20 protein-coding genes and 7 tRNA genes are annotated in these 23145 nt (G+C 72.1%); 9 read left to right on the forward strand and 18 right to left on the reverse strand.

Annotated elements, in window-relative coordinates; all coding sequences use genetic code 11:
- Window positions 1-16: 16 nt before the first annotated feature.
- From JOD49_RS00670 to JOD49_RS00680, 3 genes are all read right to left on the reverse strand, one after another.
- Complete coding sequence (locus JOD49_RS00670) at window positions 17-1693, reverse strand: alpha-amylase family protein (RefSeq protein WP_205305537.1); 1677 nt, start codon at window positions 1691-1693, stop codon at window positions 17-19.
- Window positions 1690-3972 carry a glycogen debranching protein GlgX gene (glgX, locus tag JOD49_RS00675; RefSeq protein ID WP_205305538.1) on the reverse strand — a complete coding sequence of 761 codons (2283 nt, stop codon included), beginning with the start codon at window positions 3970-3972 and terminating at the stop codon, window positions 1690-1692. The genes JOD49_RS00670 and glgX overlap by 4 nt, the downstream gene beginning before the upstream one ends.
- Window positions 3973-4038: 66 nt before the next feature.
- Window positions 4039-5886, reverse strand: a complete 1848-nt coding sequence (locus JOD49_RS00680; protein WP_205305539.1) for a SulP family inorganic anion transporter — start codon at window positions 5884-5886, stop codon at window positions 4039-4041.
- Between the two features lie 296 nt (window positions 5887-6182).
- On the opposite strand from JOD49_RS00680, the gene JOD49_RS00685 reads away from it, so the two are divergent.
- Window positions 6183-6416: a hypothetical protein gene (locus tag JOD49_RS00685; protein ID WP_205305540.1), complete on the forward strand. Its 234-nt coding sequence runs from the start codon at window positions 6183-6185 to the stop codon at window positions 6414-6416.
- A 64-nt stretch (window positions 6417-6480) separates the two neighbouring features.
- Here JOD49_RS00685 and JOD49_RS00690 read toward each other — a convergent pair whose 3' ends face one another.
- The 9 genes from JOD49_RS00690 to JOD49_RS00730 all read right to left on the reverse strand — a co-directional run bounded on the left by JOD49_RS00690 (window position 6481) and on the right by JOD49_RS00730 (window position 9790).
- Complete coding sequence (locus tag JOD49_RS00690) at window positions 6481-6783, reverse strand: hypothetical protein (protein ID WP_307822290.1); 303 nt, start codon at window positions 6781-6783, stop codon at window positions 6481-6483.
- 110 nt (window positions 6784-6893) lie between these two features.
- The gene (locus tag JOD49_RS00695; RefSeq protein WP_205305541.1) at window positions 6894-7217 is read right to left on the reverse strand and encodes a DUF2277 domain-containing protein; all 324 of its coding nucleotides are present in this window, start codon (window positions 7215-7217) and stop codon (window positions 6894-6896) included.
- A 120-nt stretch (window positions 7218-7337) separates the two neighbouring features.
- Complete coding sequence (locus JOD49_RS00700) at window positions 7338-8318, reverse strand: hypothetical protein (protein WP_205305542.1); 981 nt, start codon at window positions 8316-8318, stop codon at window positions 7338-7340.
- Between the two features lie 376 nt (window positions 8319-8694).
- Window positions 8695-8769, reverse strand: a tRNA-Val gene (locus JOD49_RS00705).
- Between the two features lie 48 nt (window positions 8770-8817).
- Window positions 8818-8888: transfer RNA gene (locus tag JOD49_RS00710), tRNA-Cys, on the reverse strand.
- A gap of 33 nt (window positions 8889-8921) precedes the next feature.
- Window positions 8922-8993: transfer RNA gene (locus JOD49_RS00715), tRNA-Gly, on the reverse strand.
- 498 nt (window positions 8994-9491) lie between these two features.
- Window positions 9492-9566, reverse strand: a tRNA-Val gene (locus tag JOD49_RS00720).
- A gap of 48 nt (window positions 9567-9614) precedes the next feature.
- Window positions 9615-9685 (reverse strand) — tRNA-Cys (locus JOD49_RS00725).
- 33 nt (window positions 9686-9718) lie between these two features.
- Window positions 9719-9790, reverse strand: a tRNA-Gly gene (locus JOD49_RS00730).
- A gap of 204 nt (window positions 9791-9994) precedes the next feature.
- Here JOD49_RS00730 and JOD49_RS00735 point away from each other — a divergent pair.
- The 3 genes from JOD49_RS00735 to JOD49_RS00745 all read left to right on the forward strand — a co-directional run bounded on the left by JOD49_RS00735 (window position 9995) and on the right by JOD49_RS00745 (window position 12438).
- Window positions 9995-11227, forward strand: coding sequence for a chorismate-binding protein (locus JOD49_RS00735; RefSeq protein WP_205305543.1), 1233 nt, complete (start codon window positions 9995-9997; stop codon window positions 11225-11227).
- A gap of 4 nt (window positions 11228-11231) precedes the next feature.
- The gene (locus JOD49_RS00740) at window positions 11232-12101 is read left to right on the forward strand and encodes an aminotransferase class IV (protein ID WP_205305544.1); all 870 of its coding nucleotides are present in this window, start codon (window positions 11232-11234) and stop codon (window positions 12099-12101) included.
- 265 nt (window positions 12102-12366) lie between these two features.
- Window positions 12367-12438: transfer RNA gene (locus JOD49_RS00745), tRNA-Val, on the forward strand.
- 89 nt (window positions 12439-12527) lie between these two features.
- Here JOD49_RS00745 and JOD49_RS00750 read toward each other — a convergent pair.
- The 3 genes from JOD49_RS00750 to JOD49_RS00760 all read right to left on the reverse strand — a co-directional run bounded on the left by JOD49_RS00750 (window position 12528) and on the right by JOD49_RS00760 (window position 14884).
- A complete protein-coding gene (locus tag JOD49_RS00750) occupies window positions 12528-12761 on the reverse strand; it encodes a PLDc N-terminal domain-containing protein (RefSeq protein WP_205305545.1) in 234 nt (77 codons plus the stop codon).
- A 138-nt stretch (window positions 12762-12899) separates the two neighbouring features.
- Window positions 12900-14345: an MATE family efflux transporter gene (locus tag JOD49_RS00755; protein ID WP_205305546.1), complete on the reverse strand. Its 1446-nt coding sequence runs from the start codon at window positions 14343-14345 to the stop codon at window positions 12900-12902.
- Window positions 14346-14437: 92 nt separating this feature from the next.
- Window positions 14438-14884, reverse strand: a complete 447-nt coding sequence (locus tag JOD49_RS00760) for a MarR family winged helix-turn-helix transcriptional regulator (protein WP_205305547.1) — start codon at window positions 14882-14884, stop codon at window positions 14438-14440.
- Between the two features lie 246 nt (window positions 14885-15130).
- Here JOD49_RS00760 and JOD49_RS00765 point away from each other — a divergent pair, with 246 nt between their 5' ends.
- Genes JOD49_RS00765 through JOD49_RS00775 form a run of 3 tightly spaced genes read left to right on the forward strand, consistent with a single transcriptional unit; the run spans window position 15131 to window position 17358 of the window.
- Entirely contained in the window at window positions 15131-16321 is a 1191-nt protein-coding gene (locus JOD49_RS00765) for a serine hydrolase domain-containing protein (protein WP_205305548.1), read from the forward strand.
- A 28-nt stretch (window positions 16322-16349) separates the two neighbouring features.
- On the forward strand, window positions 16350-16889 hold the full coding sequence (locus JOD49_RS00770) for a LytTR family DNA-binding domain-containing protein (protein WP_205305549.1): 540 nt from the start codon (window positions 16350-16352) through the stop codon (window positions 16887-16889).
- A gap of 10 nt (window positions 16890-16899) precedes the next feature.
- Window positions 16900-17358, forward strand: a complete 459-nt coding sequence (locus JOD49_RS00775; protein ID WP_205305550.1) for a hypothetical protein — start codon at window positions 16900-16902, stop codon at window positions 17356-17358.
- 140 nt (window positions 17359-17498) lie between these two features.
- Here JOD49_RS00775 and JOD49_RS00780 read toward each other — a convergent pair whose 3' ends face one another.
- Together JOD49_RS00780 and JOD49_RS00785 are read right to left on the reverse strand one after the other, a co-directional pair.
- Window positions 17499-18512: a hemolysin family protein gene (locus tag JOD49_RS00780; RefSeq protein WP_205305551.1), complete on the reverse strand. Its 1014-nt coding sequence runs from the start codon at window positions 18510-18512 to the stop codon at window positions 17499-17501.
- Window positions 18509-19921 carry a hemolysin family protein gene (locus JOD49_RS00785; protein WP_205305552.1) on the reverse strand — a complete coding sequence of 471 codons (1413 nt, stop codon included), beginning with the start codon at window positions 19919-19921 and terminating at the stop codon, window positions 18509-18511. The genes JOD49_RS00780 and JOD49_RS00785 overlap by 4 nt, the downstream gene beginning before the upstream one ends.
- Window positions 19922-20181: 260 nt before the next feature.
- Between JOD49_RS00785 and JOD49_RS00790 the strand changes: the two genes are divergently transcribed.
- The gene (locus JOD49_RS00790; protein ID WP_307822292.1) at window positions 20182-20868 is read left to right on the forward strand and encodes a DNA alkylation repair protein; all 687 of its coding nucleotides are present in this window, start codon (window positions 20182-20184) and stop codon (window positions 20866-20868) included.
- Between the two features lie 37 nt (window positions 20869-20905).
- On the opposite strand, the gene JOD49_RS00795 is transcribed toward JOD49_RS00790, so the two are convergent.
- The gene (locus JOD49_RS00795) at window positions 20906-22324 is read right to left on the reverse strand and encodes an MFS transporter (RefSeq protein WP_205305553.1); all 1419 of its coding nucleotides are present in this window, start codon (window positions 22322-22324) and stop codon (window positions 20906-20908) included.
- 78 nt (window positions 22325-22402) lie between these two features.
- On the opposite strand from JOD49_RS00795, the gene JOD49_RS00800 reads away from it, so the two are divergent.
- Entirely contained in the window at window positions 22403-23095 is a 693-nt protein-coding gene (locus JOD49_RS00800; RefSeq protein ID WP_205305554.1) for a helix-turn-helix domain-containing protein, read from the forward strand.
- Window positions 23096-23145 lie beyond the last annotated feature (50 nt).

Here is a 23145-nt window from a genome sequence, read left to right on the forward strand (position 1 = left end):
GCGCCCGTCGAGGTCGTCAGCGCGACGTGAGGACGACGGCGGAACGGGCGCCGACGCGCACCGAGGAGCCGCTCGGTGTCGCCGAGGGAGGGCTCTGTGCCGCGTCGGAACGAGCAGGACGTCCGGAGCCGACGTCGAGCGGCGGCCACTGCGCGGTCACGTGCCAGGCGCGGCGCGAGGTCGGCAGCAGCGTGGTGCGAGGTTGCGAGCCGATGTTGACGGCCGTGACGAGCCTGCCGCGCTGCACCAGGACGACGCCGCTCGGGCCACGGTGCACCAGGCGGGGCGTGTCGTGGGGGACCGAGCGCCGCACCGTCAGGAGGGTGCTCCACCAGGCGAGCAGCCGTTCGGAGACCGGGAGCACCAGGCGCGGGACGAACGCCGAGGCGAGGGCGAGCGCCGCGGCCAGGGCGTGGGCGTCGTCGTCGTCGGCGCTCTCGGGGTCCCCGCGGTCGCCGGCCGAGCAGACCGGTGGGGAGAGCCCGATCATGGTGCGCTCGGCGTCCGGGGCGGTCAGGAGCCTGCTCAGGGAGCCGAACCAGGCGGGGTCCGTCTCGCGGGAGCGGTCCAGCAGCTCGTGGAACGCGTCCTCGACCTCGTGGACCCACACCTGGCTCAGGCCCCGACCGCCCTGCTCGGCGGGGACGAGGAGACGAGGGTCTCTCGTGTCGCACTCCCCGACGAGGCGGACCGGCCGTCGGTGGGTCGTCGTCGCGGCGTCGGCGGTGCGTGCGACCTCGACGAGCACGTGGACCGGTGAGGCGTCGGCCAGGTCCTGGACCCGTGCGATGCGCAGCGCGTCGACGTGGAAGTCGTCGAACCACCGTCTCGCGCTCGACGTGATCCAGTCGTGGACCTCGCGGCTGCCCGCGCGGTCGAGGTTGACCCTGCGCCCGCTCGGCAGCTCGGCGGGCGGCTGCGGGACGGGCTCGTCAGGGAGCGGGCCGCCCGAGAGATAGCCGGTCAGCACCGGGCGCAGTCGTGTGCGCTGGGGCGAGAGGTAGGGCGCGTACGACTGCAGGAAGGCCGCTGCCGGGGCCGCGCGGTGGTAGGCCACGCCCAGCGAGACGCCGAGCCCGCGGGAGTGGGCCGCGTCGACGAAGCGCTGCAGGGCCCGGGGCCCGCCGAACTCCTCGCACACCGTGTACAGGTGCGGGCACACGACGCCCGCGACCGACCCGATCGTGTGCAGCTCGACGACGGCGACGCCCAGGTCGACGAGCTCGTCGAACCGGTGGGCCGCGGCGTCCAGGGTGCCCTCCGGGGTGAACGTCCCGACGTCGATCTCGAGGACGGCGCCCTGGGCGGGAGGGCCCGCCCACGAGCCGTCGGTCCAGGCGAACGTGGGGTCGAACGAACGACTCCAGCCGAGCAGGCCGTGCGGCTGACGGGGGCTGCGCGGGTCGGGGAGGGGACGTCCGCCGTCGACCGAGAAGGCGTAGTCGGTGCCGGGGGCGAGGTCGTCGTCGGCGCTCCACCAGCCGGGCAGGTCCATCCCGACCAGGCGCAGGGGACGGCGTTCGGTGCGCGTCCCGGCCGGGACGTGGTCGTCGGGCGTGACCCCGGGAGCGCGCGGGAGGACCACCTCGAGCGTGCGCGCCTGCGGGGCCCAGACGACGGGCCGTGGTCCGGGGACCACGAGCGTGGGCGGCGGGTCGGGCGGCTTGGTGATGTTGCGGTAGCGCGACGTCATACGGCGTGCACCTTGCCGACCTCCTGGACCTCCCGGACCAGCAGGACCGTGGCGAACGAGGCGACCGTGATGCGCTCGCGGGCGGCGTGCACGGTCGGCTCGGGCTCGCCGGGGGACTCGGTGCGCACGAGCGTGCGCCACGCCGCGCCGTAGGCGGCCTCGGGCAGCGTGAAGTCGAGCGGGGAGTCCGAGGCGTTGAGCAGCAGCAGGAACGAGTCGTCGACGATGGGCTCACCGCGCCGGTCGCGCTCGGGCAGGTCGTCACCGCCCAGGAAGACCATGACGGACCGGGCGTAGCCCTGGTTCCAGTCGGTCGTGTCCATGCGGCTGCCCGAGATGTCGAACCAGTCGATGTCCGGGATCTCACCCTCGGGCGTGCCGGCCGGGCCCTGGAAGAAGCGGCGGCGGTGCAGCAGGGGGTGCGCCCGCCGGATCCCGACCATGCGCCGGGCGAACGCCAGGAGGTCGCTGCGCTCGTCGTCGAGCCCGTCCGCCCCGCCCCAGTCCATCCAGGTGATCTCGTTGTCCTGGCAGTAGCCGTTGTTGTTGCCGCGCTGCGTGCGCCCGATCTCGTCCCCGTGCGAGAGCATCGGGACGCCCTGGGACAGGAGCAGGGTCGCGAGGAAGTTGCGGCGCTGGCGGGCGCGCAGGGCACGGACGGCCGGGTCGTCGGTGGGACCCTCGACGCCGCAGTTCCAGGACCGGTTGTGGTTCTCCCCGTCGGCCCCGCCCTCGCCGTTGGCCTCGTTGTGCTTCTCGTCGTAGGACACCAGGTCGGTGAGCGTGAAGCCGTCGTGCGCCGTGACGAAGTTGATCGACGCGATGGGCTTGCGGCCCGTGTGCTCGTACAGGTCCGAGGAACCCGTGAGGCGGCTCGCGAACTCGGGCAGCATCGCGGGCTCGCCGCGCCAGAAGTCGCGCACGGTGTCGCGGTACCGGCCGTTCCACTCGGTCCACAGCGGAGGGAAGCCGCCCACCTGGTAGCCGCCGTCGCCCAGGTCCCACGGCTCGGCGATGAGCTTGACCTGGGAGACGACCGGGTCCTGCTGCACGATGTCGAAGAAGGCCGAGAGGCGGTCGACCTCGTGGAACTGGCGGGCGAGCGTCGCCGCGAGGTCGAAGCGGAACCCGTCGACGTGCATCTCGGTGACCCAGTAGCGCAGCGAGTCCATGATGAGCTGGAGCACGTGGGGCGAGCGCATGAGCAGCGAGTTGCCCGTGCCGGTCGTGTCGAAGTAGTGGGCCTCGTCCCCGTCGACCAGCCGGTAGTAGGCCGCGTTGTCGATCCCGCGGAAGGACAGCGTGGGTCCCAGGTGGTTGCCCTCGGCCGTGTGGTTGTAGACGACGTCGAGGATGACCTCGATGTCGGCCTCGTGCAGCGCCTTGACCATGGCCTTGAACTCCATGACCTGCTGGCCGCGCGTGCCGTAGGCCGTGTAGTCGTTGTGGGGCGCGAAGAACCCGATGGTGTTGTAGCCCCAGTAGTTCGACAGCCCCTTGGCGACGAGCCCGGGGTCGTTGACGAACTGGTGCACGGGCATGAGCTCGACGGCCGTGACCCCGAGCGCCGTGAGGTGCTCGATCACCGCCGGGTGCGCCATGCCCGCGTACGTGCCGCGCAGCTCGTCGGGCACGTCGGGGTGACGCATCGTCATGCCGCGCACGTGCGCCTCGTAGATGACCGAGTCGTGGTAGTCGTGCTGGGGCGGGCGGTCGTGGCCCCAGTCGAAGAACGGGTTGACCACGACCGAGAGCATGGTGTGGCCCAGCGAGTCCTCGGTGTTGGTCGGAGCAGGAGGGCCCGACGACGCGGGCGGGGCGACTGGCGCGTCCCCGTCCGGGGCGGCGTCCTGCTCGTCCGTCGCCGCGTCCGGGGCGAGCGGACCGCCCGGGGCCGCGGCGCCGTCGGGCGTCTCGCCGAAGCGGTAGGAGAACAGCGACTCGTCGCCGTCGACCTGCCCGTCGATCGCCTTGGCGTACGGGTCGACGAGGAGCTTCGCCGGGTTGCACCGGTGACCTGCGGCCGGGTCGTACGGGCCGTGGACCCGGTAGCCGTACCTCGTGCCCGGGCCGAGCCCCGGCAGGTACACGTGCCACACGTGCGCGTCGACGTCCTCGAGGACCACGCGCGTCTCCAGCGGGCGCCCCTCGGCGTCGGTCTCGTCGCCGATCAGGCACAGCTCGACCTTCTCGGCGACCTCGGAGAAGAGCGCGAAGTTGGTGCCCGTCCCGTCGAAGGTCGCGCCCAACGGATACGGTCGCCCAGGCCAGGTCTGCATGGGTCGACCTTTTCATCCCGCGGGCGTGTTGTCGCCCACGGCACGCCCCGGCGGGTGTGCGGGGGCTCACGTCCCGGCGGACGAACCGGGCGGAACAGGCGGGGTTCCCCGGCCCGACGGCGGCGCGTCCGTCGGGTGGTCCGGCGCCGGGCCGGCCGGACCGCTGCTCGCGCCAGGCGCGGTCGACGGCTCGACGGCCTCCTCGACCGTGCGCACCACGCGACCGTCGGCCTCCACCTCGCGGAACCACCCCGACCTGCGCAGCCGCTGCCCGAGCCTCGGGTCGAGCTCGGCGAGGACCAGGCGGCAGCGGTGCGCGGCGAGCTCGTCGTCGAGCCCCTCGAGCTCGTCCACCACGGTCGAGGACACCCAGTCCATGGCGCTCGTGTCCAGGATCACGGTGCGGGCGCTCGCGGCCTGGACGAGCTCGAGGACCCGCTCGAGGGTCGGGCGGACGTTTGCCGTGTAGAGCATCGAGCGCAGGCGCAGCACGAGCGGTTCGTCGGGCGTCACGCTCGTGCCGCTCGTGCCGCTCGTCCTGGTCGGCCCGGCGCCCGTCCTGGTCGGCCCGCCCGTCGGGGTCTGCCCGGCGACGTCCCACCCGTCGGGGCCGCGCACCAGGACCTCGACCTGGGGCCGGTCGAGGTCGCGCAGGACGATGAACAGCGTCAGGAGGACCCCGGTGGCCACGCCGGCCAGCAGTCCGGACACGAGCCCGACGAGCGTGGTCGCGAGCGCGATCCAGAGCTCGGACAGGTCGAAGCGGGTGAGGTTGCGGAACTCTCGCACGTCCACGAGGCCGAGCGTGGCCACGAGCACGACGGCGCCGAGCGTGGCCTCGGGCATGTGGTCGAGCACGGGGGCGAGGAAGAGCGCGACGAGGACCGCGAGGAGCGCGGTCACGACGCTCACGAGCTGGCTGCGCGCCCCGGCCCGCTGGGCGACCGCGGACTGGCTGAAGCCGCCCGCCGCGGGGATGACCGCGGTGAAGCCGCCCACGAGGCTCGCGGCCCCGACGGCGAGCAGCTCCTGGTCGGGGTCGATGCGGGCGTCCTTGCGGTCGCGGACCTCGCGCGCGACCGCGACGGACTCGAGGAACGCCATGATCGCGATGGCCGCGGCCGCGGGCAGCAGGTGGGGCACGTCACCGAGGCGGGGCAGGACGATCGCGGGAAGTCCCGCGGGGATGGGGGAGACGAGAGAGACTCCGCGCTCGGTGATGCCGCCGAACGCGGACGCGAGGATCCCGCCGGCCACGACGATCAGGGGAGCGGGCAGTCTCGGCCAGGCCCGGCTGATGCCGACGAGGGCGGCGAGCGAGACGAGCGAGAGGGCCACGGTCGTGCCGTTGATATCCGTCAGTGCGCGGGCCGCGGCGCGCAGCTCGGGCACGAACCCGTGCCCGTGGAGCGTCTCGCGGGCACCGAGCAGCTTGGGGACCTGTCCCACGGCCACGGTCAGGCCCACGCTCGCCTTGATGCCCGTGAGCGTCGCGTGGCTGATGTTCTCGACGAGGGAACCGAGCCGTACGAGGCGCGCGACGAGCAGGATCACTCCGACCAGGACGGTCAGGGTGGCGAGCCCGCGGATCCGTGCCTCGGAGTCGCCGCCCCCGCTGAGGGTCGAGATCCCGACGAGGGAGGTCGCGACGAGGGTCGCGATGGTCGAGGTCGTCGACATGCTCAGCGCGCGGGACCCGCCGAGGGCTGCGTAGACGACCATCGGCAGCATGCACGTGTAGAGGCCGTACTGGACGGGGAGGTCCGCGATGGTCGCGTACGCCATGGCCTGCGGCACGACCACCGCCCCCGCGGTCAGGCCGGCCAGGACGTCGGTGCGCAGGGAGGCCGGGCGGTAGCCGCGGAGCGTGGGGAAGAGGCCGGTGAACGAGCGCGACCGTGCGGGCTCCGTCATGGCCCGAGTATCGCCCGCGGCGCGCGGGAGCGCGCCTCGGCGCCCTGCCCGACGACGGCGCTCACCGTGGTCGGGCTGCGTCCGGCCTGGTCAGGGCCTGGCGGGAGCTCGACCGGTCCGGCCGGCGGCCGGCACGGTACGCGGGGGTCGAGGATTCGAAATAGTGTGCCAAGCGCGGACGAGCCGTTGGATCCCGTCGGGTACGCGGGGTCCACCAACGGCCCGGACGAGCCCAGGACGGCCCCAGGTCGGCGCGGGATCGTGCAACGGCCCGTCCGACCTGCTAGACCGGAGGTATGAGCAGCACGAGCGAGCACCGCACGTCCGAAGCGGTCGACCTGAACGAGAGCGACGTCTCGTCCGCCCGCATCTCCCCGCGCACCCGCATCCGGCTGGAGGACGAGGCCGACGCCGACGTCCGTGAGGGAGGCGACGCCTCGAAGGCCCCGCACTCGCTCTCCGAGGCCGAGCGGCAGCCGAGCGACGGCATGTCGAGCGGACGGTCCTGGGACGACCCCGACGAGCTCTGACGTCGGTCGTCGTCCTGCGAGCCGACGCCGGAGGTGTCGGCCGGTAGGACGGGGGAGCGGACGATCAGTCCAGGGTGGGCAGGCGATCCCTGTCGACCTCGACGAGCCGCGGCATGCCGGCCGGTGCCACCTTGCTCAAGGCGACGTAGCGAGCCTCGGCCCGGTGCAGACGGATGTGCTCGTCGAGAGACCAGTCCGGGCCGTTCGTGAGCTGCATGCCGCACGAGCAGTCGATCGAGACGCGCCCCTCGGCGGCGCGCCGGACCTGGCCGATGGTCACGTGCGACGTGCGCGCCTCGGCCTTGGCGCGGCGCATCGAGGCGCTGACGGGTTCGGTGCTGACGGGGTCGTTGACGCGGGAGTCCACCCCACGAGCCTAGACCGTGCCCGACGCCGGGCACGGACGAGCCCGGACGGGCACAGTGGTCCCGCCCGACGCCGAGCCGGCCCTGATCGAGCGTGCAGGAGGACGGGTCCTCAGTGCTCGTGGACGAGGCCGAGCTCGTGGGCCCGCGCGTGCTCGGCCTCGGCCGCCTCGCGGGTGGCGATCCGGGCGCGGACCTCTGCGCGCCGCAAGGGTGGGACCGTGCTCGGTGGCTGACGACGTTCGGGCAGCTCGGCCAGCAGGCGCGTGACGGTCGCAGCGATCTCGGCGACCGCAGCGTCGACGGGGCCGCGCGTGGACGCGCTCACCGACTGGACGCCGGCGACCTTGCGGACGAACTGGAGGGCAGCGGCCTGGATCTCCTCGTCGGTCGCCGGGGGCTCGAGCCCGCGCAGAGCGGTGATGTTTCGGCACATGCGACCGACGCTACGGGGCGTCCGGCGTGCCGACAAGGGGTGTCGAGCGCCGCCGTCGAGCCCGGTCCCGTGCGGCCTGGGTGCAGACCCGGTGAGGGACGGCACCCAGGCCGCGACCCGTCACGTCGACGGCACGTGCGTCTCGATGAAGGCCACGATCGCGGTCTGCTCGGCCGCGACCGCGGCCAGGTCGGGCGTGAACGGTCGGCCGTCGAAGTAGCGCGGCTGACTGCCCTCCGGGCCGTGGCACGCGTCGATCGAGGTCCGCCACTTCTCGGCGTGCGCGAGCCACTCCGCGCGGTCCACGATCGCGGGCTCGGTGAACCAGACGTTCCAGGTCAGGAGGTTCCCCGGGGCGAGCAGGTTGCCCGAGGACAGGTTGAACACCGTCATGATCAGCTCGTTGAAGTCGTCGACGACCTGATCGCCCGTGAGGGCGACGGGGGCGATCTGCGCAGCGAGGTTCGCGACGGCCCAGGCCGTGTCGTAGTGCTGGGCGAAGGGTGGGATCGGGAACCAGTCCGTCTGCCCGGTCCGTCCCGGCAGGACGGGCTCGGTCGGTTCGCCGTGCCGGTGGATGGGCACCCGGATCGCGTGCGCCTTGTCGGACGGGAACGGACGTCCGGTGGTCGAGAAGAACTCCCACAGGAGCTTGACGAGCGGGCTCTGCGTCGCGCTCGGGCTGAACCAGATCTTGCCCTCGACCGTCAGGTCCGCCGCGACCGTCCTGGTGGGCTCGTCGACCCACCCGCGCTGCCCGGTCACCGAGACCTCGATGTTCAGCGTCCCGAGCGTCGGCGAGCACGCCCCCTGCTGGGGGCAGATGACCGAGTACACCCGACCGGTGTCGCTGTACCCGATCCGCGAGATGTCCGGAGCGAACATCTGGTACGCCCGCGAGCTCGCGACGCCCAGGACCGTCTCCCAGCTGAACTCGGGCCACAGGACGGCCTGCTGGCGGTCGAGCAGGTCGATGTTGGCCATGTTCTCCAACAGCGGCAACGACGTGAGATCGGGATCGGGATAGGCGAAGGCCGGGTTCGACTCGGCGAACCCTCCGACCCATCCAGGTGGTACGGGCGTGGTCTGGTCAGACGTCACGTCGTTCTCCTCGGTAGCTCGACTGTCCCGGCGGCGCCCTGCCGACGGGACCTGAGGAAGGCGATCCCTCAGGCAGTGCCCCCACGTGCGTGCCGTGGATCACCGAGCGTGCCCTTCCCGGTGGGTGGCCCGCGCTCGGTGCATCGGTGCTGGAGCCGCTCCCTGGCGTCGTCGACAGGTGTGCTCCGCGTCACACCGTCCCACGGGTGGTCCCGCCGCGCGCGGGGAGAGGGGCCGAGTCTCGGATGCTGGAGAGTCGGGAGCGCGGGGAGCGCTGATCGGGTTCCGACCGGGGGTGCGCACCGTGGTGGGGCCGAGCGCTCTCGTCGGCGCGTGCACGAGAAAAGGCCGTCCCGGTGGGGGACGGCCTTCGTTGTGGTGGGCGATACTGGGATCGAACCAGTGACCTCTTCCGTGTCAGGGAAGCGCGCTACCGCTGCGCCAATCGCCCAGGGCTGTTCTCGGTGAGAACCGCGCAAGGGGGTGTTGCTGTGCTGAGAGGTGGAGATGGGATTCGAACCCACGTGCACGGCTTTGCAGGCCGCTGCCTCGCCTCTCGGCCACTCCACCAGGTCGAACCCGAGAGATCCGAAGACCTCTCCGAGCGGACGACGGGATTCGAACCCGCGACCCTCACCTTGGCAAGGTGATGCTCTACCACTGAGCCACGTCCGCGCTACCGACCTCGTCCGGATCTCTCCGGCGTTTTTCGGCGCGTCACAGACTCTAGCCGACAGATGGGGCAAGAGTCCAAATAGCCCCAGGTGGGAGGGGTGGAGGGGGTGGTTCTCGCGCGACCCGGCCCCGTCGAGGGTGCGCGCGAGGGGTCTGGTAGGGCTGGGACGAGCTCACGCGGAGCCGACCTGCTGAGCGTGGCCGTCGGCTGATGATGCGGGGCTCGCGAGACGGGTGCTTGCGTCCGAGACGGGTCCGAGGGACTGTGTCGCAGACGCCCGTCTGGGACGGGACCACCCATCTCGCGCCGCGAGGCGAGCCGCGGCGGCGGCCGGGGCCTCAGGTGCCTCACGTGCCGAAAGGGGCACGGGTGCAGCGACGCCGGCCCGGGCGGCGGAGGTCCGGGAGCGGCAAGGGTCCGGGATGCAGCGACGGTCCGGGGATGACAGAGGTCCGGGAACGACGAAAGGCCGTCCCGGTGGGGGACGGCCTTCGTTGTGGTGGGCGATACTGGGATCGAACCAGTGACCTCTTCCGTGTCAGGGAAGCGCGCTACCGCTGCGCCAATCGCCCAGGGCTGTTCTCGGTGAGAACCGCGCAAGGGGGTGTTGCTGTGCTGAGAGGTGGAGATGGGATTCGAACCCACGTGCACGGCTTTGCAGGCCGCTGCCTCGCCTCTCGGCCACTCCACCAGGTCGAACCCGACAGGTCCGAAGACCTCTCCGAGCGGACGACGGGATTCGAACCCGCGACCCTCACCTTGGCAAGGTGATGCTCTACCACTGAGCCACGTCCGCGCTGCCGACCTCGTCCGGATCTCTCCGGCGTTTTTCGGCGCGTCACAGACTTTAGTGGACCGAAGCGCTGGGAGTCCAACCGGACGAGCCGCCGTCCGAGGATCGGTAGCGTTGGCACGTGCCAGCTCAGCGATGCAGAACTCCCAGGACCCGCGAAGTTCCGCGGCTTCCTGACGATCCGTCGACTCGGGTCGGAGGTGGCGAATGAGGCGCGGGTCACGCTCCGACGCCCTCGACGAGGCGTTGACCGAACCCGAATCCTGGCGCTCTGACCTGCACGGGGACCACGTGAGCGGTCCGGGGGACCGCCGGGCGTCGGGTCCTGCGGCGGCGCCTCGCGAGGCCAGGACGGGGTTCGCGTCCTTCGCCGGCCGTCAGGGCTCGGGCGTCGTCGAGTGCATCGACCTCGCCGTGGACTGCGCACGCCTGGCCGAAGGGCTCTGGTTCGTGGTCGCCGACTACGAGGACCCCGCGCACGGCGGGCGGGCCCGTGCGTGGCGCTTCGCCCACCACGGGAGGGCCGGGGCCGACCTGCCCGCAGACGCGACGCCGTCGGACGGGGGGAGGGACTGGCGCGGGCCCGCACCCGACGCCTGGCACAGCTCGCTGTCCCGCGACGAGTACCAGGCCGCCGTGGCGGCCGTCCGGCACGCCGTGCACGAAGGCGACGTCTACCAGGCGAACATCTGCCGCGTGCTGGCCGCGCCCCTGCCCGCGGGAGACGCAGAGCCCGACGCCGGGGCGCTCGCGCGCGTCCTCGCCGCGGGCAACCCCGCCCCCTACGCGGGCGCGATCCACGTCCCGGCGGCGAGCGGTGTCGACCCCGTGTGGGTCGTGACGGCTTCCCCCGAGCTGTTCCTGCGGCTCGAGGGCGGTGTCCTGTCCTCGGGGCCCATCAAGGGCACGGCAGCCACCGAGGACGGTCTGCGAGAGAAGGACCGTACCGAGAACGTCATGATCACCGACCTCGTGCGCAACGACCTGCAGCGGGTGAGCGAGCCCGGCTCGGTCGAGGTCACCGACCTCCTGGCTGTCGAGGCCCACCCGGGCCTCGTGCACCTCGTCTCGCGCGTGCAGGGGCAGGTGGAGGTCGATCAGGACGCCCCCGGTGGTCTGTGGGGGCAGGTGCTCGACGCGACGTTCCCGCCCGCGTCGGTCTCCGGGGCGCCCAAGTCGTCGGCGCTGCGGATCATCCGCGAGCTCGAGCGCGGCCCGCGCGGCCCGTACTGCGGGGCCGTCGGCTGGATCGACGGCGACACGGGGGAGGCCGAGCTCGCCGTCGGGATCCGGACGTTCTGGTGGGCCGACGACGAGCTGCGCTTCGGGACGGGCGCGGGCATCACGTGGGGGAGCGACCCTGTCGAGGAGTGGGAGGAGACCGAGCTCAAGGCCGCGCGGCTCGTCGCGCTCGCCTCGGGCGGGTCTGCGGCAGACTGAGGTCATGTCGATCGTCGTGTGGGTGGATGGGTCCTTCGTCGAGCCGCGGGAGCGTGCCCTGAGCGCGCTCGACCACGGCGTGACCGTGGGGGACGGGATCTTCGAGACGTGCGCCGTGTACGGCGGGCAGGCGTTCGCGCTGACGCGTCACCTGCGGCGCCTTGCGCGGTCCGCGGCCGGGATGGGCCTGCCCGCGCCGGACGAGGCGCGCATCCGCGACGGCGTCGCGCAGGTCCTCGCCGCAGCGGGCGAGAGCGCGGGACGCCTGCGCATCACGGTCACGGGCGGGTTCGGACCCATGGGCTCGGGTCGCGAGGACGGCGAGGAGACGATCGTGATCGCCGCGGGCCCCGCGGCGCCCGGGCCCACGTCACGCGCCGTGCGCTCACCCTGGGTGCGCAACGAACGCTCGGCCGTGGCCGGGCTCAAGACGACCTCGTACGCCGAGAACGTCGTCGCGCTCGCCGACGCCGTCGCGCGCGGAGGCGACGAGGCGATCCTGGCCAACACGGTCGGTGAGCTGTGCGAGGGCACGGGGGCCAACGTGCTCGTCGAGGTCGGCGGCGAGCTCCTGACGCCCCCGCTGTCGTCGGGCTGCCTCGCGGGCATCACGCGCGAGCTGCTCCTGGAGTGGGCCGCGGAGGACGGCCTGCCGGTCGTGGAGGCCGCCCTCCCGTTCTCGGTCCTCGACCGGGTCGTCGTCTCCGGGCCCGACGGCGGAGCCTCCTCGAGCGTGGGCCTCGCCCTCGCGGGGAGCGTGCGCAACATCCAGCCGGTGGTCTCGCTCGACGGCGTCGACGTGGCGGTGGGGCCTCTGTCGCTCGCTGCGCGGGAGCTGTTTGACCGTCGGCGGCGCGAGCGCATGGACCCCTGAGGGGGGTCGGTGCGGCCCGCGTCGGGTGGTCGGACGGGTTGGCGGTCGGCCTGCTGGCGGCGCCGGCAGCAGCCGGCAGGGGGGTGAGGGTGGCAAGGGTGGACGAGTCCCGTAATCCGGCCGCTGCCGAGCCCGCAGCGCTAGGCTGGAGGAGTCCGCTCGCGGCGGGTCGGAAGGCCCGTCCGGAGGCCAGTTCGCGATCTGGGTCGAAATACGGCTAATATCTTCCAGGACGCACGGCCCGGCCGAAAGGTCGAGTCACAGCGGGCGATTGGCGCAGTGGTAGCGCGCTTCGTTCACACCGAAGAGGTCACTGGTTCGAACCCAGTATCGCCCACCGAAACAGAGGGCCCCTGATCAGCGGAAACGCTGGTCAGGGGCCCTCTGCGTGGGTGGCGCGATCCGCACCGGGCGCGCGCAGGCGACTCACGTGTTGAGGCCCAGCCCCTTGCGCCCCCTCGCGAAGTAGGCGATCGGGCCCACCCAGTTCACGAGCATCGCCACGCCCCACGCGATCTTCGGGCCCTCGACCTCGTCGGGCGATCGTCTGGCCAGGTCGCGATAGCCCGCGACCGTGAGCGAGATCTGTACGAGCGAGCCGACCACCACCAACGCCTTCTTGCCGCTGCTCAGGTCGCTCCACGACTTCTTGTGTGCCATGCGCACTCCTCCTGTGTCGGTTCGACGGTCCCTGCGCACGACGCTACGCGCGCTCCGTCCGACGCGCACGATGCCGGGCGGCCCGTCCGCGGCCGGGCCCGTGCGCGGACCGTCGCGGGGCGGGCCGGAGAGGGGCTGTCAGACGTCGGCCTGTGGGAGTGCCTGCTCACCGCGTTCTGCGCTGCCCTCGGCGAGCCCGCGATCGATCGCTCGGCGGGAGGCGAGCCACATCACGACGGCGACGAGGAACACGACGGCCTCGGACACGGTCAGGGACCACACGATGCCCGAGAGCCCGAACCAGAGGTTTCCGAGGATCACGATCGGGAGGAACACGAGGCCCTGTGTCATCGAGATCACGATCGCCGGGGTGGCGCGCCCTGTCGCCTGGAAGAGCGAGGTGAGAAGGCCGGTGAACCCGTTCATGACCATCGCGACGAGCTGCGCCGTGAGGATCGTGACGCCGATCGCGAGCATCGAGGAGTCGGCCGAGAAGGCGGAGAACAGCGGCTCGCGGAAGGTGAGCACGGTTGCTGCCGAGACCACGGCGATACCACCCACCGTGAGCGCGGAGACGCGCAGGGCCGAGCGGAGGCGATCGCGATCTCCCTTGCCGTAGGCGTACGCGAGCAGGGGCAGGATGCCGAGCGTGACGCCCATCACGAGGAACTCGGGCACCTGTGCGATGCGGACTGCGACGCCCATGGCGCCGAGCGCGCTGTCGCCGTAGGCGACGGCGAGGTTGTTGAGCACCAGGGACGTGACGATCAGGAAGGACGCCTGGAGCAGCTCGCTCACACCGACGCCGAAGACCGGCCTGAGCACGGCGGGCGAGAGCGTGAACCACCGCGGCGCGAGGCTCACGTGCTCGCTGTTGCGGTGCAGCCAGCGCACGAAGTAGGCGACGAGCGCGATGTTGGACAGTCCCATCGCGAGGGCTGCGCCGGCGACGCCCTGGTGCAGCACGAGGATGAACAGGACGTCGAGCACGACGTTGGCGACCGTGGAGCCGACGAGCCCGATCATCACCTGGCGCGCGGCTCCCTCGGCCCGCACGAGCTGTTCGAGGCAGAACGCCGCCGTGAGGACAGGGACGAAGGCCAGCATCACGCCGACGTACGCGGTGGTCGCTGGTCGGGCGGCGGTGTGGGCGCCCAGCAGCGAGACGAGGGGCTGCAGCAGGAGCAGCCCCAGGCCGCCGAACGCCGCCCCCGCGATCACGGACCCCCAGACGGCGAAGGACGAGACGTGCTTGATCTCGCCGGCCTTCGCCGGGTCGTGCTCCGCCGAGCCGAGCATCCGGGAGACGAGCGCGCCGCCCCCGACGCCGAACACGCCGCCGATCGCCATGACGAGCCCGAGCAGCGGCGTCCCGAACGTGATGGCGGCCAGGAGCGCGCTGTCGTGCAGGGAGCCGACGAAGCCGGCGTTGATGACGTTGTAGACGGCGCCGACGATCATCGCGGCCGCCATGGGCACGCACAGGTGCACCAGGGCTCGGACGATCGGCGCGGACGAGAGGTACCAGTGATTGGTGCCGGCGACGTCCGTGGTCACCGGGGACTCGAGAGTGCTGGAGCTCATGACGACTCCTTTCGGGCAGGTCGGAGCGCACGTCGGCGGACGCCGACGCGCGGGGTGGAGAGTGGTGGTCGGTGAGGGCCGTGCCCTCGTGGCTACGAGCGGGAGGGGCGCGGCAGCTCGGCGGTGATCTTCGTGAGCAGGGTGAGCAGGGTGGCGCGCTCCTCCGGGGTCAACGGGGCGAGAATCGTCTCGTCGGCCGCGGCCATCGCGACGTCGAACCCTGCGATGAGCTCGGCACCGGCCGTGGTGGCGAAGACGCGCTTGCGCCGTTCGTCACCGCTCTGCGTGCGGCGCTCGATCAGCCCACGACGCTCGAGCCCCTGCAGGAGGCTCGAGACGCTCGCGGCGCTCGTCCGGCTGACCTCGGCGATGTCTCGCTGGATCGCACCGGGGTTCTGCACGAGATACCCGAGCACGAAGGCCTGCTCGTGGCTGAGGCCACGTTCCCGGATCCAGTCCTCGCCGATCTTGCGCTGGGCCCATCCGATCCAGCGGACCAGCTCGAGGCTGCTGGAGAATCTGATGTCCTGTTCGCTCATGGTTAGAACGCTAACTGTTCGATCTCTAACTGTCAATCCTCGAACCTGGCGGGATCTCGGGACGCGATGATCCCCTCCCGCCGGAGGAGTCGACGGACGACGTTCACCCGCCCCCGGGGACCGCTCGGCGGCTCGTCGCGGCCTGTCAGCCGGGACCCGTTCCGTCGGAGACCCTCACCTTCGTACGTTCGCCGTGTCACCGAGCGCTTCAGCGGGAAGGCTCGACGAGCACGTGGGGAGACGGACATGAGACGGCGCGGGAAGATCGCCTGGGGGATCACGGGAGGCGTCACGGCGTTGCTCCTGGCAGGGGTGGGCACCCTGAGCCATCTGAGTCGTCCGCTGTCGCGGTCCGAGGTCGACCAGGCGATCGAGGAGCGGCTGCGCAGTGCGGTCGACGCCGAACCGACTCTGTCCTCCGCGCTGCTCACCGTGTACTCAGGTCCCGAGGACCGCCTCCTGCAGTACGCGGTCGGCACCGAGCGCGCGGGCAGTGACGTCCCCGCGCGCACCGACAGCACCTACCACTCGGCGAGCGTGGGCAAGTCGATGCTCGCGACCGTCTACGGGCAGCTCGTCGACGAGGGCACGCTCACGTTCGACGCCCCGGTCGCGACCTGGCTGGACGCCGAGACCCTCGCCGGGCTGTTCGTCGTGGACGGCACCGATCACGCACCCGAGGTGACGATCGGACAGCTCCTGTCCCACACCTCTGGCGTCGCCGACTACTTCGAAGGACCGGTGACCTCGGGCACCCCGATCCTCGAGCGGGTCGCGCACGACCCCGACCACCTCTTCACGCCGCAGGAGCTGGTCGCGTTCTCGCGCGACCACCAGGAACCGGTCGGCTCTCCGGGCGAGACCTTCGCCTACTCGGACACCGGCTACGTGCTGCTGGGGCTCGCGCTCGAGGAGATCGAGGGCGCGCCCTACGCGCAGGTCCTCGACGACCGCCTGTTCGTGCCGCTCGGCATGGCCGACAGCCACCTCCTGATCGAGTTCGGCGAGGCCGCGGAGATCTTGTCCCTGACGGCCGACGGCCAGGACATCAGTCAGCGGAACGCGCTGTCGGTCGACTGGGCGGGCGGGGGAGTGGTGACCACGATGGACGACCTGCTGCTCTTCCTGCGGGCTCTGACGGGCGGCGAGCTCGTCTCGGAGGAGACGCTCGCCACCCTGACGGCCTTCGAGCACGACGTCGACAAGGGCATCGGCTACGGCATGGGCATGATGCAGTTCCGTTTCTCGGACCTCTCCCCGCTCCTGTTCGCGATGTCCGACCTGCAGGGCGCGGTCGGCGCCACCGGGACGTACGCGCTGTACGATCCGAGCGGTGACACGTACTACATCGCGAACTTCGGCTCGCTCGACTACCGCCAGAAGGCGATCGAGGAGCTCGTGCAGGTCCGGTTGCTGGTCGACCGGCTGAAGGACTAGTGGGTCCACGACGGGGCGAGGACGATCCATGGTGCGGCTGGTCTGCTCGCAGGCGGTGGGTGAGAGGCTCCGTCGGGAGCTCGCCACCGCCGGGATCCCGGTGGACGACGACGGGTGGGCCCTCGTCGAGCGCGGCTTCGACGCCCCCGACGGACGCCCGGCCATCCTCTTCGACCCTCTCGACCACGTGGAGGTCGTACGAATGCTCGCGACCGGGCTGCGCGAGGGGACCACGGGCCCACCCCGGATGCTCACGGGCCAGAGCGGGACGTCGTTCACGGTCATCGCCCCGCGTGAGGTGCGCTACTTCGAGGCCGTGGCCGACGGGATCGTCGCGTGCACCGCGACCGGGCGCTACCGCGTGCGGGAGACGCTGGCGCACTACGAGACGGCCTGGGCGGGGCTCGGCTTCCTCCGCGTGAACAAGTCGCAGCTCGTGAACCTCCTGCACGTGAGCGAGATCGTGCCCTGGTTCAACTCGCGCTACGTGCTCCGGCTGACCGGTGGGGCCGAGCTGGAAGTGTCCAGGACCTACGCCAAGCGCCTGCGCAGCGCCCTGAAGATGTGAGGAGGAACGCATGAACTTCCGGAACGTCGTGAACTCGTTCTTCCTCGGCCTCGGTATCGGCGTCGTCGTGATCCTGGCGAACGCCGGCGCGGGGGACCCGGGGTTGTGGGCGCTGACGGTGCTGGCGAGCGGCGGCATCGGGCTCCTGGTGGGCCTGGTCACCGAGTGGCTCACGTCGCTGCTGCCGATCCGGCTCGCCCGCCCCCGCACCTACTTCCTCCTCAACGGGCTCATCGCGCTCGTGACGACGGCCGCGATCATGGCGGGCCTCGCGGCGCTCGCTGCCGGGACGGGCATCGGGGTCGAGGGGGACGGACAGGACTGGTGGCCCGTCGTCGGGCTGGTGCTGGCCATCGTCGTCGTCGCGAACGTCGCCGACTACCTGGTCTTCCGCTGGACGAGGGCGCGGCTGCGCAGGGTGCAGGCGTCGCTCGACCAGGCGTCGGACGGCTCGTCCGAGGTCGGCTGACCACCTCGCCCCGCTCGCCGCCGCCGGTCCGCGCCTGCGCAGCGACGGCCCCGCTCCGAACGACGGCGCCCCACCCGGTCGTTCGACCAGGTGGGGCGCCGTCGTCGGGAGCGGGCCCGCGTGCTGCCGCCCCGCGCAGGTCACGCCGCAGCGACCTCCCGGGGGAAGAGCCGAGCCATGACGTCCGACAGGGCGATGACCCCGGCGACCCTGGTCCCCTCGGTCACGACCGCCAGGTGGTTGCGGGTCTCGCGCATCTGCGCGAGGGCCGCGTAGACCGGGACGGACGACTCGAGCGTGAAGGGCGGTCGCATGAGGTCCCTCGCGGGCCGGTCGCCGTCCACGTCGAGGGTGTCGCGCACGTGCACGACTCCTGAGATGGCGGTGTCGTCGCCGAGCAGGATCCGCAGGTGGCCCGACGTGCGGGTGGCTTCCTGCACGTCGTGCACGGTCGCCTCCAGCGGGACCATGGTGGGCTTCTCCCGGCCGGTGAGCAGGTCGCCCACGGTGAGGGTCTGCAGGTCCAGCGCGCCGGAGAGCTGCGCGAAGTACGCCGGGTCCAGGGCGCCCACGTTGGCCGAGTGCTCGACGAGGTGTCGCAGGTCGTCGGCGCTCTGGCCCGAGGCGACCTGACCCGTCGGCTCGACGCCGACCTTGACCAGGCACCAGTTGGCCATGTTGTTGAGCCCCGTCAGCAGGGGGCGGGTCAGCCACATGAAGCCGCGCATGGGGATGGCCAGCAGGGTGGCCGACGTCTCGGGGTGGGCGATGGCCCACGACTTGGGTGCCATCTCACCGACCACCAGGTGCAGGAACGTCACGATGATCAGCGCGAGGACGAACCCGGCGGCGTCCGCGACCCACAGCGGTGCCCCCCACGCCTCGAACGCGGGCGTGAGCCAGTGGTGGACGGCCGGCTTGGTGAGGGCGCCGAGCGCCAGGGTGCAGGCCGTGATCCCGAGCTGGGAACCGGCGAGCAGCACGGTCAGCTCGGTCGAGCTGCGCAGCGCGGCACGGGCCGACCGGCTGCTCGGCGCGGCGTCCTCCAGGCGGTGCCGCTTGGCCGCGAGCAGCGCGAACTCGACGGCGACGAAGAACGCGCTCAGCGCGATGATGACGACGGTGATGGCCACGACGACCCAGGGGTTGCTCATCGGTCGCCCTCCTCGGTCTCGGGCGCCGCGGTGGGCGCTGTGTCGGGGGTGGGGACCGGTCGGTCGTCGGTCGGGAAGGTCACGCGGACCAGCGACGGGACGTGGCGCTCGACCTCGATCACGTCGACGCGCATCCACGCGGGCTCGGGCTCGGCCGCGAGGGCGAGGTCGGCGGGGTCGAGCGGCAGCTCGACCACGATCCCCTCACCGGGTTCGAGCAGGGAGCCGTGCTGGTCGATCACGAGACCGGCGATCGTCTCGTAGTCACCACGGGGCAGGTCGCGGCCGATCGCGCGCTCGACCTCGTCGATGTGCGTGTCCCCGGGCATGACCCAGATGCCGTCGTCGTCGCGCGGGGCGATGGTCGGCGTGGCGGGGTCGTGCTCGTCGGTGATCTCGCCCACGAGCTCCTCGGCGAGGTCCTCGGCCGTCAGGACGCCCGCGAACCCGCCGTACTCGTCGATCACGCACGCGAGCTGGTTGTGGGTCTCGGTCAGCTCCAGCAGGGCGTCGGGCAGGCTCATCGCGGTCGGGATCACGACCACGGGGCGCATGAAGTCCTGGGCGCGCACCTCGTCCGGGTGGGCGGTCGTGAGCACGTCGACCAGGTGCACCACGCCGACGACCTGGTCGTCGTCCGCCAGCACCGGGTACCGGGAGTGGCCTGCCGCCATCCGTGCCCGGACCTCGGCGAGGGTGTCGTCGACGTGCACGACGTCCACGCGGGCTCGAGGGATCATCGCGTGCTCGACGTCGCGCTCGGGGAAGTCGAGGATGCGGTCGAGGAGCACCGAGAGCTCGCCGGGGAGGTCGCCGCTCTGACGGGAGTCCGCGACGATGTGCTCGAGGTCGCGTGCCGTCGCCGAGTGCTCGACGTCGTGGACCGGCTCGATCCTCAGCGCCTTGAGGAGAAGGTTCGACGCCTGGTCGAAGATCTTGATGAGCCAGCCGAAGACTGCCAGGTAGATGGTCGTCGAGCGGGCGAGCCACAGGGCGACCGGCTCGGGCCGGGCGATCGCGAGGTTCTTGGGGAACAGCTCGCCGAAGATCATCTGGACGAACGTCGAGAACACCAGTGCGAGCACGGTGCCCACCGCGATGCCCACGCCGGTCGGGACCCCGACCCCGCCCAGCGCCTCACCGAGGGACTCACCGACGAGCGGCTCGGCGACGTAGCCGACGAGCAGTCCCGTCACCGTGATGCCGAGCTGGGCGCCCGAGAGCATGAAGGACGTGCGCTTGGTGACCGCCAGGGCGCGCTTGGCGCCGGCGTCTCCCGAGCCGGCGCGCGCGCTCAGGCGCGACCGGTCCACGGCCATGTACGCGAACTCCTGGGCGACGAAGTAGCCGGTCACGGCGGTGATCGCCACGATCACGACCACGCCGAGAAGCAGTGTCAGCACCCACATCAGAACCTGCACCCCCTCGTCGCAGCATCGGTGGCCGGCACAAGGGGGTTCGTACTGTCTGCGTCCATGTCTCTCTCAGATCGCGGGTAGATTCCGTCAGGTCAACGCGGAAGCGTGCCCATGCGTTCCCGGAATCCCGCACAGATTCTCGCAGTGTCCGGCCCGTGCTTCCACCACAGGACGGCCGCCGGGCTCGCCGGAGGACGGGACGGGCGACGTAGGGTGTGAGCGACCCCGACGAACAGACCGAGGAGACCGACGTGGCGACGACTGCCGTGACCGAGGCAACCGTCAGCGACGTGCTGGCCGAGCTGGCCGCCCTGGAGGAACCGAAGATCCGTGCGGTCAACGAGCGCCACGGGGACGACCACGGCGTCAACCTCACCAGGCTGCGCGCGGTCGCCAAGGGCCTCAAGACCCAGCACGACCTCGCGGGTCAGCTCTGGGAGACGGGCGACACCGCGGCACGTCTCGTCGCGATCCTGATCTGTCGCCCCAAGACCTGGTCGGCCGACGAGCTCGACGCCATGCTGCGCGACGCCCGCGTGCCCAAGGTCCACGGGTGGCTCGTGAGCTACGTCGTCAAGAAGAGCCCGCACGTCGAGGAGCTGCGGGTCGCGTGGTTCGCCGACCCCGACCCGGTCGTCGCGAGCGCGGGGTGGGCGCTGACGACCGATCGCGTGGCGAGGTCCCCCGAGGGTCTCGAGCTGCCCGGTCTCCTCGACCGCGTCGAGGCCGACATGAAGGACGCGCCCGAGCGCCTCCAGTGGGCCATGAACGAGTGCCTCGCGAACATCGGCATCCACCACCCCGAGCTCCGCGACCGCGCGGTCGAGATCGGCGAGCGGCTCGAGGTCCTCAAGGACTACCCGACGCCCCCGGGCTGCACGTCGCCTTTCGCACCGACCTGGATCGCCGAGATCGTCCGGCGCCAGGCGCAGCCGTAGCGGCCTCCGCCCGCGGCCGCCACGTTCGAGACCGGCCTCACGACGTGCGGGCAGGGCGGACGGGGCGGTCGGCACGCCTGCGCACCGCGAGCGAGACCCCGGCCGCGAGGGCCAGGAGGGCCGTCGCGACGAGGAAGGTCGCCTGCATCCCGGTCGCGATCGAGGCTGCCGTGGCGTCCCGCACCTCGACCGCACCGGTCACGGCCGCGAACACCGCGCCCATGGCCGAGGCACCCGCGACGAGACCGAGGTTGCGCGAGAGGCTCAGGACGCCCGAGACCGCCCCACGTCGCCGTGAGTCGACCGTGGTCATGACGGCGGTGTTGTTCGCGGCCAGGAAGAGCTGATAGCCGGGAGTCAGGACCACGAGCGCGAGCACGTAGCCGGGCAGTCCCCAGGCGCGGGGAAGCCCCACGAGCAGCGCGGCCCCCGTCACCATGGTCAGCAGCGCGAGGGTCGTCATGGCACCCGCGCCGGCACGGTCGACGACCCTCCCTGCGACGACGCCGGTCAGGGCCGAGACGACCGGCCCGACCGCGAGCGTGAGGCCGATCGCGGCCTCGCCGAGCCCCAGACCTCCCGCGAGGTAGAAGGGCCCCACCACCAGGGTGCTCATCATGACGGTCGCCACGAGCAGGTTCATGAGCAGGCCGCCGCCCAGCGCACGGGTGCGCAGGAGCCCCCACGGCACGAGGGGGGCGGCCGCCCTGCGCTCGACCACGACGAGCAGCGCGACGAGGACCACCGCGATCACGAACAGGGGTGCGGCGCCGACCTGCGGGACGGCGGCGGGGGTGATCGCGAGGGTGCCTGCCACCAGGGCCGCCGTGAGCACGAGGGCGCCCGCGACGTCGAACCTCGCGCCCGAGCGTGCCGGGGCTGGTGCGTCACCGAGGGTGCGCCAGGTCAGCACGAGAGCGACGCCCGCGAGCGGCAGCATGGCCACGAAGCCCGCCTGCCAGCCCGACGCAGCGATCAGCAGCCCGCCGCCGGCGGGCCCCAGCGCCGTCCCCGCCGCCGAGGTCGTCCCCAGCAGTCCCATGGCCGCTCCGGTGCGTTCCTCGGGCACGACGTCGCGCACGAGCGCGAGGGGGAGCGCGATCATGACCGCCGCGCCGACGCCCTGCAGCGAGCGGGAGGCGACGAGCACCGCGAGGGTGGGGGCCAGGGCGCAGGCGAGCGTCGCGACCGTGAACACACCCAGGCCCCCGAGGAGCACCCGCTGTCGCCCGAGGACGTCACCGAGCCTGCCCACGGCGACCGCGGTCACGGTCATCGACAGCAGGTACGACAGGACGACCCACTGCACCCGGCCGAAGGGAGCGTCGAGCTCGTGCGCGAGCGTGGGCAGCGCGACGTTGGCGACGCTCGTGCCGAGCGAGGCCAGGAGCGTGGCGAGCGCGAGCGCGCCCACGAGGGCAGCACGGGAGCGTGGTGCGAGCGGGGTGGGGTTCATGCCGTCGAGGCTGCCCGCTCCGACCCGGTCTCGGCAATGGGTGTTGCCGGAACTGGGACAGGGTGATGGGATGGCACGATGGACGACCCCACGGCAGCCATCGGACGTGCACTCGACCAGGTCGGGCCACGGCTCGGCGCCCTCCGGCGGCGACGCGGGATCACCCTCGCGGCGCTCGCGGACACGACCGGGATCTCCAAGAGCACCCTGTCGCGCCTCGAGACCGGGGGCCGCAAGCCCAGCCTCGAGCTCCTCCTGCTCCTTGCCCATGCCTACCGGGTGCCGCTCGACGAGCTCGTGCGCGCCCCGGAGACGGGTGATCCCCGCATCCGGCTCGTGCCACGGAGGGTCAACGGCCGGGTCGTCGTGCCCCTGACCCGGCAGCCCGCGAGCCAGCACGCCTGGAAGATCCTCGTCCCGCACAAGGCCGCCGAGCCCGTGCTCACGACGCACGACGGCTACGAGTGGCTGTACGTGCTCACGGGCCGGCTGCGGCTCGTCGTGGGGGACCGGGACATCGTGCTCGACGCCGGGGAGGTCGCGGAGTTCGACACCCGTACCCCCCACTGGTTCGGCAGCACCGGTCAGGAGGGCGCCGAGGTGCTCAGCCTGTTCGGGCCGCAAGGTGAACGAGCCCACACCCGCACCGACCTCACGCCCGACGACGACGCCGGCGGCGAGGACGCGACGAGCGTCACCGGCACGCCCGGCACCGGTCCGGAGACCCTGCCTGACGGCGCGGCGCCCGCCCTCCCTGGCGCCGTGCCCTGACGCGCTGCCCCGCGCTCGCTGTCCCACCCCGCGTCCCCGGGGCACGCCCG

This window comes from Oerskovia jenensis (genome assembly GCF_016907235.1).
Lineage (GTDB): Bacteria > Actinomycetota > Actinomycetes > Actinomycetales > Cellulomonadaceae > Oerskovia > Oerskovia jenensis.

Excerpts from the sequence above, each read along its gene's own strand:
- JOD49_RS00740 (WP_205305544.1), top strand. The coding sequence starts at position 11,232 with ATGTCGATCGTCGTGTGGGTGGATGGGTCCTTCGTCGAGCCGCGGGAG.
- JOD49_RS00750 (WP_205305545.1), bottom strand. The coding sequence starts at position 12,761 with ATGGCACACAAGAAGTCGTGGAGCGACCTGAGCAGCGGCAAGAAGGCG.
- JOD49_RS00770 (WP_205305549.1), top strand. The coding sequence starts at position 16,350 with ATGGTGCGGCTGGTCTGCTCGCAGGCGGTGGGTGAGAGGCTCCGTCGG.
- JOD49_RS00735 (WP_205305543.1), top strand. The coding sequence starts at position 9,995 with ATGAGGCGCGGGTCACGCTCCGACGCCCTCGACGAGGCGTTGACCGAA.
- JOD49_RS00670 (WP_205305537.1), bottom strand. The coding sequence starts at position 1,693 with ATGACGTCGCGCTACCGCAACATCACCAAGCCGCCCGACCCGCCGCCC.
- JOD49_RS00795 (WP_205305553.1), bottom strand. The coding sequence starts at position 22,324 with ATGAACCCCACCCCGCTCGCACCACGCTCCCGTGCTGCCCTCGTGGGC.
- JOD49_RS00760 (WP_205305547.1), bottom strand. The coding sequence starts at position 14,884 with ATGAGCGAACAGGACATCAGATTCTCCAGCAGCCTCGAGCTGGTCCGC.
- JOD49_RS00695 (WP_205305541.1), bottom strand. The coding sequence starts at position 7,217 with ATGTGCCGAAACATCACCGCTCTGCGCGGGCTCGAGCCCCCGGCGACC.
- JOD49_RS00685 (WP_205305540.1), top strand. The coding sequence starts at position 6,183 with ATGAGCAGCACGAGCGAGCACCGCACGTCCGAAGCGGTCGACCTGAAC.
- JOD49_RS00755 (WP_205305546.1), bottom strand. The coding sequence starts at position 14,345 with ATGAGCTCCAGCACTCTCGAGTCCCCGGTGACCACGGACGTCGCCGGC.
- glgX (WP_205305538.1), bottom strand. The coding sequence starts at position 3,972 with ATGCAGACCTGGCCTGGGCGACCGTATCCGTTGGGCGCGACCTTCGAC.
- JOD49_RS00680 (WP_205305539.1), bottom strand. The coding sequence starts at position 5,886 with ATGACGGAGCCCGCACGGTCGCGCTCGTTCACCGGCCTCTTCCCCACG.
- JOD49_RS00800 (WP_205305554.1), top strand. The coding sequence starts at position 22,403 with ATGGACGACCCCACGGCAGCCATCGGACGTGCACTCGACCAGGTCGGG.
- JOD49_RS00780 (WP_205305551.1), bottom strand. The coding sequence starts at position 18,512 with ATGAGCAACCCCTGGGTCGTCGTGGCCATCACCGTCGTCATCATCGCG.
- JOD49_RS00765 (WP_205305548.1), top strand. The coding sequence starts at position 15,131 with ATGAGACGGCGCGGGAAGATCGCCTGGGGGATCACGGGAGGCGTCACG.
- JOD49_RS00775 (WP_205305550.1), top strand. The coding sequence starts at position 16,900 with ATGAACTTCCGGAACGTCGTGAACTCGTTCTTCCTCGGCCTCGGTATC.
- JOD49_RS00785 (WP_205305552.1), bottom strand. The coding sequence starts at position 19,921 with ATGTGGGTGCTGACACTGCTTCTCGGCGTGGTCGTGATCGTGGCGATC.